The organism is Mucilaginibacter sp., assembly GCF_041088075.1.
Lineage (GTDB): Bacteria > Bacteroidota > Bacteroidia > Sphingobacteriales > Sphingobacteriaceae > Mucilaginibacter_A.
This window is the reverse complement of record NZ_JBGCVY010000037.1, coordinates 1-16,726: the sequence shown is the minus strand read 5'-3', so window position 1 is coordinate 16,726 and position 16,726 is coordinate 1. Positions and strand designations below refer to the sequence as shown.

The 16,726-nt window shown below is 41.3% G+C and carries 14 protein-coding genes; 8 read left to right on the top strand and 6 right to left on the bottom strand.

All coding sequences use genetic code 11. The features are described 5' to 3' along the window. Window positions 1–261: 261 nt before the first annotated feature. From V5804_RS08395 to V5804_RS08365, 7 genes are all read left to right on the top strand, one after another. A complete protein-coding gene (locus tag V5804_RS08395; protein WP_369590934.1) occupies window positions 262–1,815 on the top strand; it encodes a PglZ domain-containing protein in 1,554 nt (517 codons plus the stop codon). A 191-nt stretch (window positions 1,816–2,006) separates the two neighbouring features. Further along, window positions 2,007–4,589, top strand: a complete 2,583-nt coding sequence (locus V5804_RS08390) for a M1 family metallopeptidase (protein ID WP_369590933.1) — start codon at window positions 2,007–2,009, stop codon at window positions 4,587–4,589. Between the two features lie 106 nt (window positions 4,590–4,695). Next, entirely contained in the window at window positions 4,696–5,250 is a 555-nt protein-coding gene (locus V5804_RS08385; RefSeq protein WP_369591121.1) for a TerD family protein, read from the top strand. A gap of 4 nt (window positions 5,251–5,254) precedes the next feature. Further along, window positions 5,255–5,869, top strand: coding sequence for a TerD family protein (locus tag V5804_RS08380; protein WP_369590932.1), 615 nt, complete (start codon window positions 5,255–5,257; stop codon window positions 5,867–5,869). 117 nt (window positions 5,870–5,986) lie between these two features. Further along, window positions 5,987–7,090 (top strand): toxic anion resistance protein, encoded by a 1,104-nt coding sequence (locus V5804_RS08375; RefSeq protein WP_369590931.1) that lies wholly within the window; start codon window positions 5,987–5,989, stop codon window positions 7,088–7,090. Window positions 7,091–7,100: 10 nt separating this feature from the next. Further along, complete coding sequence (locus V5804_RS08370) at window positions 7,101–8,063, top strand: hypothetical protein (RefSeq protein WP_369590930.1); 963 nt, start codon at window positions 7,101–7,103, stop codon at window positions 8,061–8,063. Between the two features lie 71 nt (window positions 8,064–8,134). Beyond that, complete coding sequence (locus V5804_RS08365; RefSeq protein WP_369590929.1) at window positions 8,135–8,950, top strand: DUF475 domain-containing protein; 816 nt, start codon at window positions 8,135–8,137, stop codon at window positions 8,948–8,950. Between the two features lie 70 nt (window positions 8,951–9,020). Here V5804_RS08365 and gldD read toward each other — a convergent pair whose 3' ends face one another. The 4 genes from gldD to V5804_RS08345 form a co-directional block, all read right to left on the bottom strand. Beyond that, the gene (gene gldD, locus V5804_RS08360; protein ID WP_369590928.1) at window positions 9,021–9,611 is read right to left on the bottom strand and encodes a gliding motility lipoprotein GldD; all 591 of its coding nucleotides are present in this window, start codon (window positions 9,609–9,611) and stop codon (window positions 9,021–9,023) included. Between the two features lies 1 nt (window position 9,612). Beyond that, a complete protein-coding gene (locus V5804_RS08355; protein ID WP_369590927.1) occupies window positions 9,613–10,404 on the bottom strand; it encodes a shikimate dehydrogenase in 792 nt (263 codons plus the stop codon). Between the two features lie 50 nt (window positions 10,405–10,454). Beyond that, entirely contained in the window at window positions 10,455–11,216 is a 762-nt protein-coding gene (locus tag V5804_RS08350) for a phosphosulfolactate synthase (protein ID WP_369590926.1), read from the bottom strand. Window positions 11,217–11,442: 226 nt separating this feature from the next. Then, window positions 11,443–12,849, bottom strand: a complete 1,407-nt coding sequence (locus tag V5804_RS08345; RefSeq protein WP_369590925.1) for a tetratricopeptide repeat protein — start codon at window positions 12,847–12,849, stop codon at window positions 11,443–11,445. Between the two features lie 375 nt (window positions 12,850–13,224). Here V5804_RS08345 and V5804_RS08340 point away from each other — a divergent pair, with 375 nt between their 5' ends. After that, entirely contained in the window at window positions 13,225–14,865 is a 1,641-nt protein-coding gene (locus V5804_RS08340; RefSeq protein ID WP_369590924.1) for a S8 family serine peptidase, read from the top strand. 44 nt (window positions 14,866–14,909) lie between these two features. Here the strand turns inward: V5804_RS08340 and V5804_RS08335 are convergent, their stop codons facing one another. Together V5804_RS08335 and V5804_RS08330 are read right to left on the bottom strand one after the other, a co-directional pair. After that, window positions 14,910–15,314 (bottom strand): low affinity iron permease family protein, encoded by a 405-nt coding sequence (locus V5804_RS08335; RefSeq protein WP_369590923.1) that lies wholly within the window; start codon window positions 15,312–15,314, stop codon window positions 14,910–14,912. A gap of 120 nt (window positions 15,315–15,434) precedes the next feature. Beyond that, window positions 15,435–15,911: an Lrp/AsnC ligand binding domain-containing protein gene (locus V5804_RS08330; protein ID WP_299289932.1), complete on the bottom strand. Its 477-nt coding sequence runs from the start codon at window positions 15,909–15,911 to the stop codon at window positions 15,435–15,437. Window positions 15,912–16,726: the final 815 nt, after the last annotated feature.

The following is a 16,726-nucleotide window of genomic DNA, read 5'->3' as shown; positions in this document are numbered from 1 at the left end:
TTGTTTAAACTTTTTCAGGCCGATGCTTCTTTTACCCTATAAAAATTGGTGCATGTACCGCGGCCTGAACAAATCAAAAACCGGCACATATCAATTTTTAGGCGATAAAAGAAGCATGGGCAAAGTACAAAAGAATTAGTTAAACAAATCCAAAGTAAACCTAACTTAGCAGCAGATTATTTGTGTTAAATTTTGTTAATTTAAATGGCCTTGGCAACAAAATGTTGCAACACGGGTTTTAAACCTTAAATAACCAACAACATGCAGGATACTACCATTTTATGGGCCGATGACGAAATTGATTTGCTGAAACCTCATATCCTTTTTTTAAGCGAAAAAGGCTACCACATTAAAACCGCAACCAACGGAACGGATGCCGTTGATACTTTCAAAAACAACAATATTGACCTTGTTTTTTTAGATGAAAATATGCCGGGCCTGACCGGTTTGGAAACGCTCACCGAAATTAAAAACATCAATGCGGATGTGCCGATCGTGATGATCACCAAAAGTGAAGAAGAACATTTGATGGAAGATGCAATCGGTTCAAAAATAGACGATTACCTGATCAAACCGGTTAACCCGAAACAGATTTTATTAACGATTAAAAAGCTGACCGAGAACAAGCGTTTGGTTACGGCAAAAACCACGATGGCTTACCAGCAGGATTTTCGGACACTGGGCATGACGCTGAATGATAATTTAAGCTACCAGGAATGGGTTGATGTTTATAAGAAACTGATTTATTGGGAACTGGAACTGGAAAAACTGGAAGATGCGGGAATGCACGACATCCTGACTTTGCAAAAGGCAGAAGCCAACACGCAGTTTTCCAAATTCATCGAAAAAAATTATTTGAAATGGGTGAAAGAGCCGGAAACTTCGCCGATGCTTTCGCCGCAAATGTTTAAGAAAAAGGTTTTTCCGCACTTAAATGCAACCAGCCCGACGTTTTTTATTTTGATTGATAATTTGCGTTACGACCAGTACCGCATCATCCACCCCATCATTTCAGAATATTTTCGGCTGGAAGAAGAAGATACGTATTTCAGCATTTTGCCAACGGCCACACAATATGCACGAAATTCTATTTTTGCAGGTTTGATGCCGCTGGATATGGAAAAACGCTTCCCGGAAATGTGGCAGAACGACGAAGACGAAGGCGGCAAAAACCTGTTTGAAGAGCAGTTTCTGGCCGATCAGATCAAACGGACGCTGCGCCGCGACTGTAAGTTTTCGTACCACAAAATATTGAACATTGATGAAGGCCGCGCGCTGAACGAATCCATCAACAATTTGATGCAGAACGAGTTGAACGTGGTGGTTTACAACTTTGTAGATATGCTTTCGCACGCACGGACGGATATGCAAATGATCCGCGAACTGGCCAGCGGCGATGCGGCTTACCGCTCGTTAACGCTTTCGTGGTTTGAGCATTCGCCGCTGTTTGACCTCTTGAAATTTTTATCGCAAAAACAGGCAAAAGTGGTGATTACAACCGATCACGGAACGATACGCGTTAAAAACCCAAGCAAAATTATCGGCGACAGGAACACGAACACCAACCTGCGCTACAAACAAGGCAAAAACTTAAATTACAACGCCAAAGAGGTTTTTCACATCCGAAACCCGCACGATGCCATGCTGCCGAAACTGCATGTCAGCTCCAGTTTTGTGTTTGCCAAGGAAGACAAATACTTCGTTTACCCCAACAATTTTAACCATTTCGTTAACTTTTACAACGAAACTTTCCAGCACGGCGGCATTTCAATGGAAGAAATGATCATCCCGATTGCCACTTACGGCCCGAGGTAGATAAAAAGCTGATACTGTTTTTATGCCGGTAAAAACAGTATCGGCTTGATAAAAAAATTGTAAACGAAGCATCTTTGTTTTGAATAATATTGGTTTTGCCGAGAAAAAGCAATACTGTTTTTATCGGCATAAATTTAGGGGGAGATATTTTTACCAGAATTGCTGTTTATTTTTACCCTTGATTTTAAACAATGCCATCCTTGCATACTTCTTTTATCGGTATATTTTTAGTGTTTGGGTTGAATGCGACTTCCTCTGCGCAGCAAAAAAACATAAAACCAATTGCGGTTGAACCCGGCGTTTCTTTGGAATTGGCAACTTATCGCTATTCCGTCATCAGCAATATTCAATACGATCTTAGTTTTGATATTCATGCCGAAAAAAGCAAAGCGATTTCGGCTACGGAAAGCGTTGATTTCAACCTAAAAAAAAATGAGCAGCCGTTGCAGTTGGATTTTAAGCAAAGTTCAGATCATATAAAATCCATTGTTGTTAACGGGAAAAAAATGGAGACGATTTTGCAGGAAGAACATTTGCTCATCGCCCAAAAACAATTGCACATCGGCAAAAACAAAATTGATCTTGGTTTTATTGCTGGTGATGCTTCACTCAACCGAAACAATGATTATTTATATGCGCTTTTTGTTCCGGATCGCGCCCGAACTGTTTTTCCTTGCTTCGATCAGCCTGATTTAAAATCCAACTTCCTGTTAACGCTACAAGTTCCTGCGGATTGGAAGGTTTTGGCCAATGCGGTTAAAAAAGATTCGGTCGTTGGTAAGCAGCAAACTATGTATCATTTCGCCAATTCCGATAAACTGCCCACGTACCTTTTCTCTTTCACGGCCGGAAAATATAGTGCGGTAAAAGAAGCATTGGGCAATCGAAACGCTGAATTTCTGCACCGCGAAACCGATCCCAAAAAGATCAAATTAAGCGTTGATTCTGTTTTTATCGCCCATCAAAACGCTATTGCTTTTTTGGAAAGCTGGACGGGCATTCCGTTTCCTTTTCAAAAAGTTGGCTTTGTGGCCATTCCCGATTTTCAGTTCGGCGGCATGGAACATCCGGGCGAAGTGCAGTACAAAGCATCGGGTTTGTTTCTGGACGAAGGCGCCACCAAAGACCAGTTTATTGCGCGTTCCAACGTTATCTCGCACGAAACGGCGCACATGTGGTTTGGCGATTTGGTTACGATGGAATGGTTCAATGATGTTTGGATGAAGGAGGTTTTTGCCAATTTTATGGCCGATAAAGTAACCGAACGGATGATGGGCAGCGAAACGTTTAACTTGAAGTTTTTGCTCGATCATTATCCCGCGGCTTACGGAATTGACCGTACAAAAGGCGCCAACCCGATCCGGCAGCAATTGGATAATTTGCAGGATGCCGGTTCGTTGTATGGCAACATCATTTACCATAAAGCACCAATTATGATGCGGCAGTTGGAGTTGCTGATCGGGAAAGAAAACTTCCAAAAAGGCATCCGCGAATACCTCAAAAAATACGCTTACGGCAACGCAACCTGGAACGATTTGATCGCGATTTTGAGCCAGCACAGCAAAGTTGATTTGTATGCCTGGAACAAAGTTTGGGTGAACCAGCCCGGCCGCCCGGTTTTTGATTACACGGTTAATTACAGCGGAAATAAAATCAGCAACTTCAACATTACGCAGAAGCCTGAAACGGGCGCAAAGCGAATCTGGCCGCAAGTTTTTACTATCACTTTGGTTTATGCCGATCACAGCAAAATAATCCGCGTAAATATGGCCACTGAAAAAGTAGTGGTAAAAAAAGCATCAGGTTTGGCCAAGCCGCTTTTCATCCAGTTTAATGCGGATGGCATGGGTTACGGTTTGTTCCCGGCTGATCAAGCTTTGGCCAGTCGTTGGTTTACTTTTGAAAGTCCGCTGCAACGTGCCTCTGCCTACATCAATGCTTACGAAAACATGCTAAACGGCCGTTATTTTAAGCCGGAGGAATTGTTGAACCAGTTTGCAAAAGGCTTAACCGCAGAGAAAAACGAGTTGAATTTGCGGCTCATCACCGGCTACATTACCAACATTTACTGGGAATTTACTTTGCCCGAAAAAAGGCTTGCTTTGAGTGCAATTTTAGAGCAGCAATTGTGGAACGCGATGGAACAGCAAACCCTTCCGAACAATAAAAAGCTGTTGCTTAAAGCGTACCAGGATGTGTATTTGAACGAAGCCGCGCAAAGCAAAATCTACAACATCTGGCAAAAGCAGCAGCCGCCGACAGGCGTTAAACTGACCGAGGACGATTACACTTCGCTGGCGCTTTCCATCGCTTTAAAAAATGATACGGCGGTTTCTGTTTTGAAAGAACAGCAGGAACGTATTTCTAATATTGACCGCAAAGCCCGGCTGGCATTTATTGCGCCCGCTTTATCAAACAATCCGGCAGAACGCGATGCTTTTTTTAACAGCCTAAAAGACCGGAAGAACCGGCAAAAAGAGTCATCGGTGGTTACGGCTTTGGCTTATTTAAACCATCCGCTTCGGCAAAAAACTTCGGTTAAATATTTGCCCGAAAGCATGGAACTGGTGGAAGAAATCCAAAAAACGGGCGATGTGTTTTTCCCGCAATCGTGGCTGGGCGCCATTTTTGGCAGTTATCAAAGCAAAGAAGCGGCGCAGGATGTAACATCTTTCTTGAAAAACCATCCTCATTACAATCCGAAATTAAAGGACAAGATTTTGCAGTCCACCGATAATTTAATGCGGGCGCAAAGTTTGCTGCATCAGCCTTAAATTCCCGATACTTCTTTTATGCCGGTAAAAACAGTAAAAGCAATTAGCTTTAATGGAAAGTTATCGTGTAAATTTGAATTCTATAAAAACCAAAAACCAGTATAACATGGCCATTAATTTGCAAAAAGGACAACGCGAAAATATCAATGCACCCAAATTTACCATTGGTTTGGGTTGGGATACCAATAATTCGGCAACGGGAACCAGCTTTGATTTGGATGCTTCCGTTTTTATTTTGGGTGAAAACAAGAAGCTGCTTTCCGACGAGCATTTCGTTTTTTACAACAACCTGGTTTCTCCCGATGGCGGTGTAGAACATACCGGCGATAATTTGACCGGAGCCGGCGAAGGCGATGACGAGCAGGTGAAAATTGACCTTTCCATTATTGATCCGCGTGCTACAGAATTGGTTGTGGTGGTTACGATACACGAAGCTGCCAGTCGCCGTCAAAATTTTGGTCAGGTCAAAAATTCTTTTGTGCGGATTTTTGATACTTCAAGCAACGAAGAATTGTTGAAATACGAGTTGGAAGAAGATTTTTCCATCGAAACAGCGGTAGAATTTGGCCGCATTTACAAACGCGAAGGCAAGTGGAAATTTGAAGCCGTTGGCGTAGGCATGAAAGGCGGTTTGCAGGATTATTTAAACAAATACAATTAAAATTATGGCTATTAATCTTCAAAAGGGGCAACGCATCAACCTCGAAAAAAGCAACGGCAGCAAACTGCAAAATATTTGTGTGGGCATCAATTGGGGCGCCATCGAAAAGAAAGGTTTTTTTGGTTTCGGAACGACTAAAGAAGCGGTGGATTTGGATGCCAGTTGTGCTTTGTTTGATGGGCAAAAGAAACTGCAGGAAACCGTTTACTTTGGCAACCTGCAATCCAAAAACGGTTCGGTAAAACACAGTGGCGACGATTTGACCGGCGATGTGGACGGCGACGATGGTTTGGACAACGAAGTCATCACGCTTGATTTTTCTTTGCTCAACAGCAATATCGAACACGTTGCTTTTGTGCTGAACAGTTTCCGCGGACATGATTTTGGTAAAATCCCGTTTGCTTCGATCCGCATTTATGAAGGGACGCCAAAAATGGTGCGCGAAGTTTTTGCGACTTACGACATTGCGCACAATTCTAATTTTTCGGGCTATGTTTCGATGGTGATGGGCGTGTTTTACAAGCGCAACGGCGAGTGGAAATTTAACGCCCTGGGCGAACCAACAAAAGATAAAAAGCTGCCCGAAACGATCAACACGGTGATGAACCAGTTTTTATAACGGACACCAATTTTATATGGGTAAAAGAAGTATTGTGTATTATACCGATAAAAGAAGCATCAGCCCAAATTGCTGTAACATTTGCATCCGAAACCAATCTAAATTTAAAAACAAACGATGGACGAATTAAACCCCATTCCTGTAAACCAAACGGCAACGCCTGTAAAATTGGATAAAGACGGCAACGTTGATCTGTCAAAAATTACGCCCGAAGACGAAAAGAAGTTTGCCGAGATCAGCAAAACCATCAATCCGTCCGATGTCAATTCGATTTTGAATTACGGCGTGGAAGTGCAAAACTCGATGGAAAAATACAGCAATGCGTTTTTAACTTCGGTTCGTACGTACAATTCTGGCGAGGTTGGCGGATTGATTACCGATTTGTTGGGCGAACTGAATTATATTGATGTGGACGAACTGGACCAAAGCGGTTTCAAAGGTCTCCTCTCCAAAATTCCGTTCCTAAAAAAGATGGTTTTTGATGCGCAAAAGCTTTTTCAGAAATACGATACGGTGGTGAGCAATATTGACAAGATCACCAATAAAATTAAGGCTGGCCGTTTAAATTCTATCAAAGACAACAGCTCGTTGCAAACCATGTTTGACAGCAATGTTTCGTACATCAAACAGATGGAAGAACTGATTATTTCCGGTCAGTTAAAATACAAGGAACTGAGCGAGAAATTGGCGCAAATGGATGCAAATCCGGCCGATTACCAGGATTATGAAATTGCCGATCTGCGCGATTTTGTAAACCGTTTGGATAAACGCCTGGCCGATTTAAAGGTTGTCCGTTTTATCATGATGCAATCGCTGGCGCAAATCCGCGTGGTGCAAAACAACAATACTTCCATTGCCGAAAAAGCGCAATCCATTATTTCCACAACGATTCCCGTTTGGAAAAACCAGTTGACCATCGCCGTAGCTTTACAGCGGCAAAAACAGCATGTGGAAGTGCAGAAAAAGATTTCGGACACGACGAACACCATTTTGCAGAAAAACGCCGAACTGCTGAAACAGAACAGCATTGATGTGGCGCGCGAAAATGAGAAAACGGTTGTTTCTCTAGATACGTTAAAACGAACTACGCAATCGCTGATCGAAACGCTGAACGAGGTAAAACGCATCCACGAAGAAGGCAACCAAAATCGTAAAGTGCTGAATACCGAGCTGCAGAATTTAGAGACCGAACTGAAGAAAAATGTAACCAGTATTAAGTAGTTTTGTATGAATGGACGAACATCTGGCGGCGATATTTAACGCATCTAAACGGATCATCAGTAAATTACAGTTGCTTGCTGCTTTTTTTGAGGAAGAAATCATCTACAAAATTTATCTGCGCAGCCAGGTTATCCATCAAATGTTCGGGCAAAACCCGGAGTTGGATGCCAACAACCTCGAACTTTTTCATCTGCAATACACGTCGAGTTTAATTGAACTTTTAAAGAAGATTAAAAAAAGTAACGAGCAAAACGTGAGTTTGCTGTTTGACGAAATGCAGTTGAACAACGAACTGATTGACAAGCTTTCCAACTCCTTTTACAGCGAAAAAAGTTACAAACAAGACCAGCAAAAGCAGTCGTTAAAAATGAATATTTCGTTACGGCACTTGTACCAGTTTCTGTCAGACAATGTTGACGAATACCCGTTTTCCAAAAACATTAACAACTTTAGTTCGCGCTTTTCGCAGGATTTTTATTACGAGGTTTCGGGAGAATTGCTGGACGAATTGACGCATTACAATCCGACAGAAACTTACACCAACGCTTACGCTACCATCCAGAAAAAGTTATTGGGTTTGCTGTGTAAATACGATTTTAAAACCGAGTTTTTCTGCGGAATAAAAGCTGGAAACGCAATTGCCGAAGTTTACAAGTTTATAGAAACGGATAAGTATTTTGTTTTTTATCCGGCCAGAAACCTGTTTTTGTTTTGTGATTTTTCAAAAATTGAAAATATCAGTTTTGACAATCAAATCTCGCACAAAGAAAAAATGATCCGCGAACTGAAAGATAAAAACGACCAGTTGCAAAGCCGGATTGGCGTTACAAAAACGTACCTTCCGCAGGAAATAAAAACGTTGCTGGCCGAAAATTATAAAAAGCTGAGCGACATCAGCTTTCTGCAAAACATCGCTAATTTTGATGCGCAGGCCAATATTTTAAAAGCCATGTTGAACACGGATTTGATTTAGTTTCTTTGGAAAATTCAGTAACAAAACCACAAAAATTAAGTCATAAAAACAGTATCATTAAATAAACAGCAATGGATTTTTTACATCATATATTGGGCGAAGACATACAGGCCGGTTTGCTCATCATCTTAAATTTGATCGTGATCGAAAGCTTGCTTTCTGTTGATAACGCGGCCGTATTGGCTACCATGGTAATTGATTTGCCGAAAGAACAACGCAGCAAAGCCTTGCGCTATGGCATTTTGGGCGCTTATGTTTTCCGCGGGATTTGCTTATTTCTGGCGGCTTGGTTAGTCAAGATTTGGTGGCTGAAACCTTTGGGCGGCTTGTATTTGCTGTATTTGGCGTTTGATTATTTTAAAGGAAAATCAAAAGAAGGCGGCGGCGAAGAAGAAACGGTAAACAAGAACGAAAGCTGGATCTATAAATCCACAGTTGGTTTGGTGGGCACTTTTTGGGCAACCGTAGCTTTGGTAGAAGTAATGGATCTGGCATTTTCCATTGATAACGTTTTTGCCGCCGTTGCCTTTACCGATCACGTTTTTTTGATTTACACCGGCGTTTTTATAGGCATTTTGGCGATGCGTTTTGTAGCGCAGGCTTTTGTAAAACTGATGGAAAAGTTTACGTTTTTAGAAACGGTTGCCTTTGTGGTGATTGGTGTTTTGGGCGTAAAACTAACCGCTTCATTATACACGCATTTTTTTCCGGGAACGCCTTTTTCGGAAATACTGGAAGGCAAAAGCATGGATCTGTTTGTTTCTTTGTTTACCGTTGCCGTGTTTATCGTTCCGGTAATTACTTCGGTGCTGTTTAACTTCCCGAAAAAACAAATTACCAATTTGGACGTAACGCGCCAGGCAGAAAAGGTGTTGGATAAGAGTTGATTTTGTACTGTGATACCAAACTGAAGGGAGGAATGACAGCACACCCAAAAAAACACCGATAAAAGAAGCATTAGTTTTTCCAGCGCAAGGTTTTGATCATCACATCAATATCCTGCTTCACAAAATCCAAAACAGGTTTGATGGAATCCTGCCGCGGAACTTCGTTAAAATACAAGGCGCCACGCAAATAATTTTTGGTACTATCAGTTAAATAAAATTGGGCCGAAGAAGCCGCGTTGCCATCAATCCGGTAATAAATGCCGTACATTTTACGGTCTGGATAAGCAATCGTCCCTTCATCAATGGCCGTTGCTTTGATGGTGTGTTTAAAGGCAAACGTGTGCGCATCTTCAATCAGTTCGTTAAAAACTTTTTTTGAAGTGATGGGCATGTAACTTAAATGCAGCGTTCCTTTAAATTGCGGATATTCGATGTTGAACCAGCAAGGCTGCGCGTTTCGGTTTTTATCCGGTTCGATATGTGCGTAAACCGGATAAGAAAACGTAAACGGACAACCGCTTTTGTATTCCCGGTATTTTTTCTCCGGAAAAACAATGCGAAAAAAACCGCGTGGCTTTGGCGTAAAATCATGGCTGTTGTTGCACGAAAACAGGAAGATCAACCCGAAAGCAAAACAGATAAGCCAGGCGTTTTTGTGCATGTTATGATTTTTTGTTCCAGATTTCCCACGATTTTTCTGCCTGTAAAAGAAGCATTTCGTAACCGTTTTTTATCGTTGCGCCCTGCGCTTCGCCTTTTTGCAGAAACACAGTTTTTTCCGGATTATAGATCAGGTCGTACAATAGGTGCTTACTGTTAATAGCTTCATAAGGGATTTTCGGAAAAGCATTGGTATCCGGCGAAGTGCCTAAAGGCGTAGTGTTGATGATCAAAGTGCATTCCGCCATCAGCCTTGGTGTTACTTGTTCATAAGAAATTTGGTTTGCTTTTGGCCTTCGTGATACGGTTCGGTAGGCGATGCGCAGTTTTTTCAACACATACTTTACTGCCCGGGATGCGCCGCCGTTGCCCAAAACCAACGCTTTTTTATGGTTTGATTGAAGCAACGGTTTTAAAGAGTTTTCAAAACCATAAATATCGGTATTGTAGCCTTCCAACCGGAAATCCTGGCCTACAAAACCTACTTCCCCGGAAAACGCAGTGGCAAGCGCGCTTTCTTCTACCACACGGATGCAATTGATGGCTTCAACCTGCTTTGCTTCGTCGTCAATCCAATCCATATAATAAACAGCGCCAATTTTATGCGGAATGGTAACATTTAAGCCGCACAAACCCGGATGAGCTTTAATAAATTCAGGGAAATTGCTGAGGTTATCAATCTCAAAAAGTTCGTAAGTACTATCTCCAATGTGCTCTTTTTCAAATTTTGCCTCAAAGTATTTCTTAGAGAAAGAATGTGTTAGCGGGAAACCGATCAATCCGTATTTTTTCATCTTTCGCAATTGGAACGCCAATTTTATGCCTATAAAAGAAGCATGGGCTTTTATTGGTTCAAAAAGAAATCAAAGGTATCGCTGCGCAAACCTAAACGAATGGTTTCCAAAGGGATAACTTCTGCCGGCGCAATATTTCCTAAATTAACGTTGCTGCCAATCAGTTTGATAAACCAAACCTGCTGTGCTTTTTGCGGCGCTTCCCAAATAATTTTTTCTTCGGGAATCTGGGTCAGGATTTCATCTACCAAACCTTGCCGCACTTCACCAGAATCGCGGTAAATGCCTACATTTCCGCTTTCGCGTGCTTCGGCAATTACTTTCCAGGAACCTGCTTCCAGTTCGGCGTTCATCAGTTTGATCCATTTATAAGGTGCGAAGATTTTCTCAACATCTTTGGATCCAACTTCAGAAATAACGGTTAACTGCTTGCTTAATTCGCGGATGTAATTGCATTTCTCGTCATGCTCAATCGTGATCGAACCATCAGAAACTTCGGCATAATCCATTTGGTATTTGTCCAGCGTGCGCCGGTAATCATCAAACTGGCCGCGGATAATAAAAGCTTCAAACAAAGTACCGCCAAAATAAACCGGAATGCCGGCATCGCGGTACAACTTTAATTTTTCGGTTAAGTTGGGCGTAACGTAAGAAGTTGCCCAGCCTAACTTAACAATATCAGTATGTTGGCCGGAAACTTCCAGAAAATCTTCCACTTGCCGCAAACTTAAACCTTTATCCATCACCATGGTAAAGCCTGATGAACGTGGTTTTTGCGTCCGTTCCGGGATATTACTAAGAGAATAATTCATTCAAAATCAATCTTGGTTAAGAACCTGCTACAGTCAGGTTCTTTTGTTGGCCACAAATGTAAAAAAACAAAAGCTTGTTCTTTCATCAGCCTAAGTGCCTGTTTGAAATTTTGTTCCTGATGCTTCTTTTAGCACATAAAAATCTATGTGTTTTGTAATAAAATATACACAGATTTTTATGTGCTAAAAGAAGCATTTGATTTAAGCAGGCTTTAAAGGCAATGGGTCAATTTCGATAAAAGCGGTTGATGATATCTACAATGGCTTTGTTTTCCTGCAACTGCGGCAAATATTCAAACAAAATATAATGCTTTTCCGGATCGGTTGTCAAAGCGATTTCTAAGTATTTCAACGCTTCGTTGTATTCGCCTTTGGCAAAAAGATAAGCCACCATCCGATAGAAAAGTTCGGCTGCATCCGGGTTGTTTTTGATAGCTTCGGCTATTGTTTCGATGGCTGCGCTTAACTTGTGCTGTTCGTACAAAATGGAAGAATAATCCAGCCAGGCATCTACATCCAACGGGTTTAGCTCGATCACTTTCGCATAAGCTTCTTCTGATTCCGGCAAATTGCCGAGTTTGTAGTTGGCATCGGCAATGGCAAACCAATAATCGGGGTTTGTATTTTCCAGCTCTAAAGCCCGCTTGTAATAGCGCAAGGCTTCAAAATAGCGTTCTTCAAAATCCAACGTTACGCCGATACCAAACCAAGCGTCGCCCATTTTTGCATCTTTGCGGACTGCTTTTTTGTAGTAAGCGCGCGCTTCGTCCATCCGTTCCAGCTTTTCGTAGCACTCGCCGATAGAGCAATAGGTATCTGCGCTGGCCGATTCGTACTCCAAAGTTTGTTTATAAACTTCAATTGCTTCGTCGTATTTATCGAGGTTTATCAGCGCGTTTCCTTTGTTAAAATAAGCGTAGGTAAAGCTTTCGTTGATCAAAATCGCATAATCGTAAGCATCAATTGCTTTTTCAAACAAACTGAGTTTGGTGAAAGCATTGCCCAGATTGTACCAGGCCGCGTAGCTGTAAGGCTCTTTATCAATATATTGCTCGTAAAACTCCACGCTTTCGTTCTGGCGGTCCATAACATCGTAGCAAAAAGCCAGTTCGTACAAGGCATCCTGGTTTTCCATGTTCTGTTCCAAACAAAGTTTCAGGTACGTGATGGCATTGTCGTACTCGCCTTTGCTTTGGTAAACAAAAGCGATGTGCAGTAAAATGTCATCGGTTTCTTCGGCCAGCGGCAAAGCTTTCTCGTAATTCTCGAGTGCTTCTTCGTGGCGTTCCAAACTTTCAAACAAGTTTCCGCGGATAATGTAGATATCCGCTTCGGATGGCTCCAAACTTTCTGCCTTGTCCAAAATGGCAAAAGCATCGGCAACCTGGTTGGTTACGATAAAAAGCTGCGCTTGTTTAATTAAAAACACCGATGCAAACGGATGCTGGTTTAGCGCGTAACCAACTACCTGCAAGGCTTTTACCGGATCGTTTTTTTCTATGTAGTAATCAATAATATTTTCAAATACCTGAGCATCAAAAAAATACTGATCGTGATTGCGGATCATCTCCTCATATCGTTCTACAGAAAACCGGGGATCCTCAGAGAAATTGTAATCAAATTCTTCTTCCATTCAATTTTATTAGCAGAACAATATTTATTTATAACACTAATGTAACAGCAATAAATTATAATTAAACCCAAGCCATACTTAAAAGTATTTTTGCTTCGTTAAAAATGCTGTTACAAACACTTCATTTCATGCAAAATAACCATTAACCGTTTTTGCAATTGCATTAATTTGTAGATTTGACAAAAGTAAGAAAAAGCATTTTCAATTAATTGCGGGCAGGATGACGTGTTAAAAAGTAAAACGTTAAAATAAGCTTTTTTGTATCAAAGGCTTATTCAAATTCCAGTACCTATTTCTCCGGGCAATACTGTTTTTAGAACGGTAAAAATGACAAAACCGGTTGTGTGATAAATCTAAAAATTACAACATATATTCATGAAGATTAGTTTTAAAACAACTGCGTTGGCTGCGGTTGCCTTGTTTGCCATAAACATTACCCAGGTTTCTGCACAGGAATTGGCTGTTAAACCTGCCGATCCGCCCAAAAATTGGCATACGCTGGATTTGAAGCAGGATGGCTACTTTGGCATCAGCTTAAACCAGGCCTACGATTTTTTGAAGGGCAAAAAGAGCAAGACGGTTGTGGTAGCAACCATTGACAGCGGGATTGATACTTTGCAAAAAGATTTGCGGCCAATTTTGTGGGTCAATACCAAAGAAAAGGCCGGCAATGGCAAAGACGATGACGGCAATGGTTACATTGACGATTTGCACGGCTGGAACTTTCTGGGTGGCCCGAACAACAAATGCGACGTAAACGAGACCACCGAAGAAGTGCGCGAGTATTTCAGGTTGAAAAACAAATACGCCAATATTACTACGGCTGCTGCCGCAAAAGACAAAGCAGAATATGCCTATTGGGTAAAAGTGAAAGATGTTCGTGATTCTACAGTGAGCAAATCCCAGGCAGAATTGGACCAATTGACGCCTTTGATGAATGCTTTGGTTACCACAGATGCTTTTATCAAAAAATCGTTGAATTTGAAAGCCGGGCAATCCTTCACCAAAAATGATTTGACCAAATTAGATGCTAAAAACGACACATTGAGCAAGAGCAAATATATTTGGGGCTTGATTTTGCAGGATGCCGACAATGCCAAAACGGACACCAAAACTATTACCGAACTGAGCGAATACATCACGAAGCTGAACAACGATGTTAACCCGGATTTGGAGGCGCGCAAACGTGTGGTTGGCGATAACCCGGACGACATCAACGATAAAAAGTACGGCAGCAACCAGTTAAAGTTTGAAGACGCTTCGCACGGAACTGGCGTTGCCGGGTTGATTGGTGCCGTTCGTGGCAATGGTTATGGTATTGACGGCGTTGCCGACAATGTCAAAATTATGGCGATAAAAGCAGTACCAAACGGCGACGAGTACGACAAAGATATCGCAAATGCTATCCGTTATGCCGTTGATAATGGCGCGAAAGTAGTGAACATGAGTTTCGGCAAAAAAATCTCCCCGCACAAAAAATGGGTGGATGATGCGATTAAATACGCCGCCGATAAAGATGTATTGTTGGTACAGGCTTCGGGCAACGACAACCAGAACGTGGATGTAAAACCGGAATTCCCCAACGATAATTTGCTCGACGGAACCAAAGTAGATAACCTGATCAGCGTTGGCGCTTCTGGTTCTTTAAATGATGAAAACCTGGCCGGTTCTTTCAGTAACTATGGTAAAAACAGCGTGGATGTTTTTGCGCCGGGCGTAAAAGTAACCTCAATTGATAAAGATGCCGAATTTAACACCGCCGACGGAACCAGTTTTGCTTCGCCGATTACGGCCGGCGTTGCCGCTTTGGTTTTAGAATATTACCCAACGCTTAGCGCCAGACAGTTGAAAGAGGTGATCATTGCTTCGGCAAAACCTTTAAACGGCACCACTGTGTTAAAACCCGGCAGCAAAGAAAAAGTAGATTTTACAACTTTAAGCAAATCCGGCGGTATTGTAAATGCTTTGGAAGCGCTGAAAATAGCTTCGAAAATGAAAGGCGAGCGAAAAAAGTAGCTTTTGATTTTTTAGAAAAAATAGTAAAGCCGTAATTATTATCGTTACGGCTTTACTGTTTTTTGCTCTTCTATATCTTCTTTGATTTCGTCAACTTCATCTTCCTCCAGGTTATATTCTTCTTTAATCTGGTCCAACTCTTCTTCGGTCAGTTTTTCAATCCCTAATCTTTTGTTGTTCCCTGTTTCCAAAGCATAAATAATTTCGTCCAATTTAAGCTGCGTGGCTTTATCAGCTTTGTTCTGGCCTTTTTGGATCAGGAACAGCATTACAAAAGTAATGATGGAAGTAACCGTATTAAGGATCATTTGAGACTCTTCAGAGAAATGTTCAAAATATCCGTAAATAAGCCACGCAATCATCAACCCATTGGCTGCCATAATTCCGGCGGTGCTTCCTGTCCAGCTAATTACTTTGGAGGTTACAGTCCCCCAAAAATCTTTTTTCATATAGCAATATTTAGTTGACCTGGTGTTTATAGTTAAACAAATAAAATTTTATAAGTTTAAAATCACTCAAAGTTAATACACAACCGCCATCTATACGCTTACAGAAATTAAACGGCTTGATTAATCAAGTATAATTTGCCTTTTGATGCTTTCTTCTAAAGATATAAAAGTTTCTGTACGTTGGATGCCGGGCACGCTTTGGATCTGTTCGTTCAAAATTTCCCTTAAATGTGTGGTGTCCCGGCAGATGATTTTGGCGAAAATGCTCCAGCTCCCGGTGGTATAATGCAGTTCTACAATTTCGTTTACGGTTTTTAATTGTTTTACGGCCTCGTTGTATTGTGATCCTTTTTCAAGAAAAATCCCCAGAAAAGCACAAACATCGTAGCCTAATTTCTGCGGGTTGATTTCGAGGTTGGCGCCTTTGATAATGCCCAAATCTTCCAGTTTTTTCATCCGAACGTGGATAGTTCCGCCGGAAACGATCAATTCTTTGGCAATTTCGGTATAAGGCGTAGTGGCGTTTTTCATCAGGATAGACAGGATCTGGATATCCAAATTATCAATTTCTGAATTATGGGGTTTTTTATGAGGCATAAATTTTGAAATATGTAACGTTTCACAATTATAATTTAAATAAAAATAAAAATAAAATTATTTTGTTGAAATATTTGCAAGGAATGGACGCGTGCCTTAAATTTGTGTCAAGCAATCAGAAAAACAACGTTCTTTAAATTGCTTAATGAAAGAAAATTGTAGGATGGTGAAATTTGGCAGACACACCTCCTTGTCCCGGTGGCGAAGATTATGGGAAACCACGGCAACGTGATAACCACTTCGTGAAGGTTCGACCCCTTCTCCTACAGCCCTTCTCATAATTTAGGTTTATAATTGGTTAGTAAAAGCCCCTGCCCATCAGGGGCTTTGCTGTATAACAACAATTTTTTGCCGGTAAAAGAAGCATTAATGATTTTTGACGATAGATGGATTTGCGCTATGATCAAGATCAAATTAAAAAAACAGGATGCTTCTTTTAGCACTATAAAATTGGTGGTCTGTATTTTACTGTTGAAGTTGTTTAAACTTTTATTATTGATTTCATGGTTTATTTACAGCTATTTATTAAGGACACACCCCTTGCCCCTCTCGAGAGGGGAAGCATAGTTTGCTACCTTACTAACGTTTGGAAAGGCGTCGTTTGCAGGTTCCCCTCTCGAGAGGGGCCAGGGGTGTGTCCTTTATTTTTATGCCGATAAAAGAAGCATCCGGAATTATATAAAGTTCATTAAATATTTACAATTAGTTTAGCTAAGTTTTTACCGACTTGGTTTTCCACTTGAAAATCAAGCATGAACCGGTCAAAACAGTTGATCCTTTCTTCCAGGTTTTGGACGTATCTGTTATGTGTGATT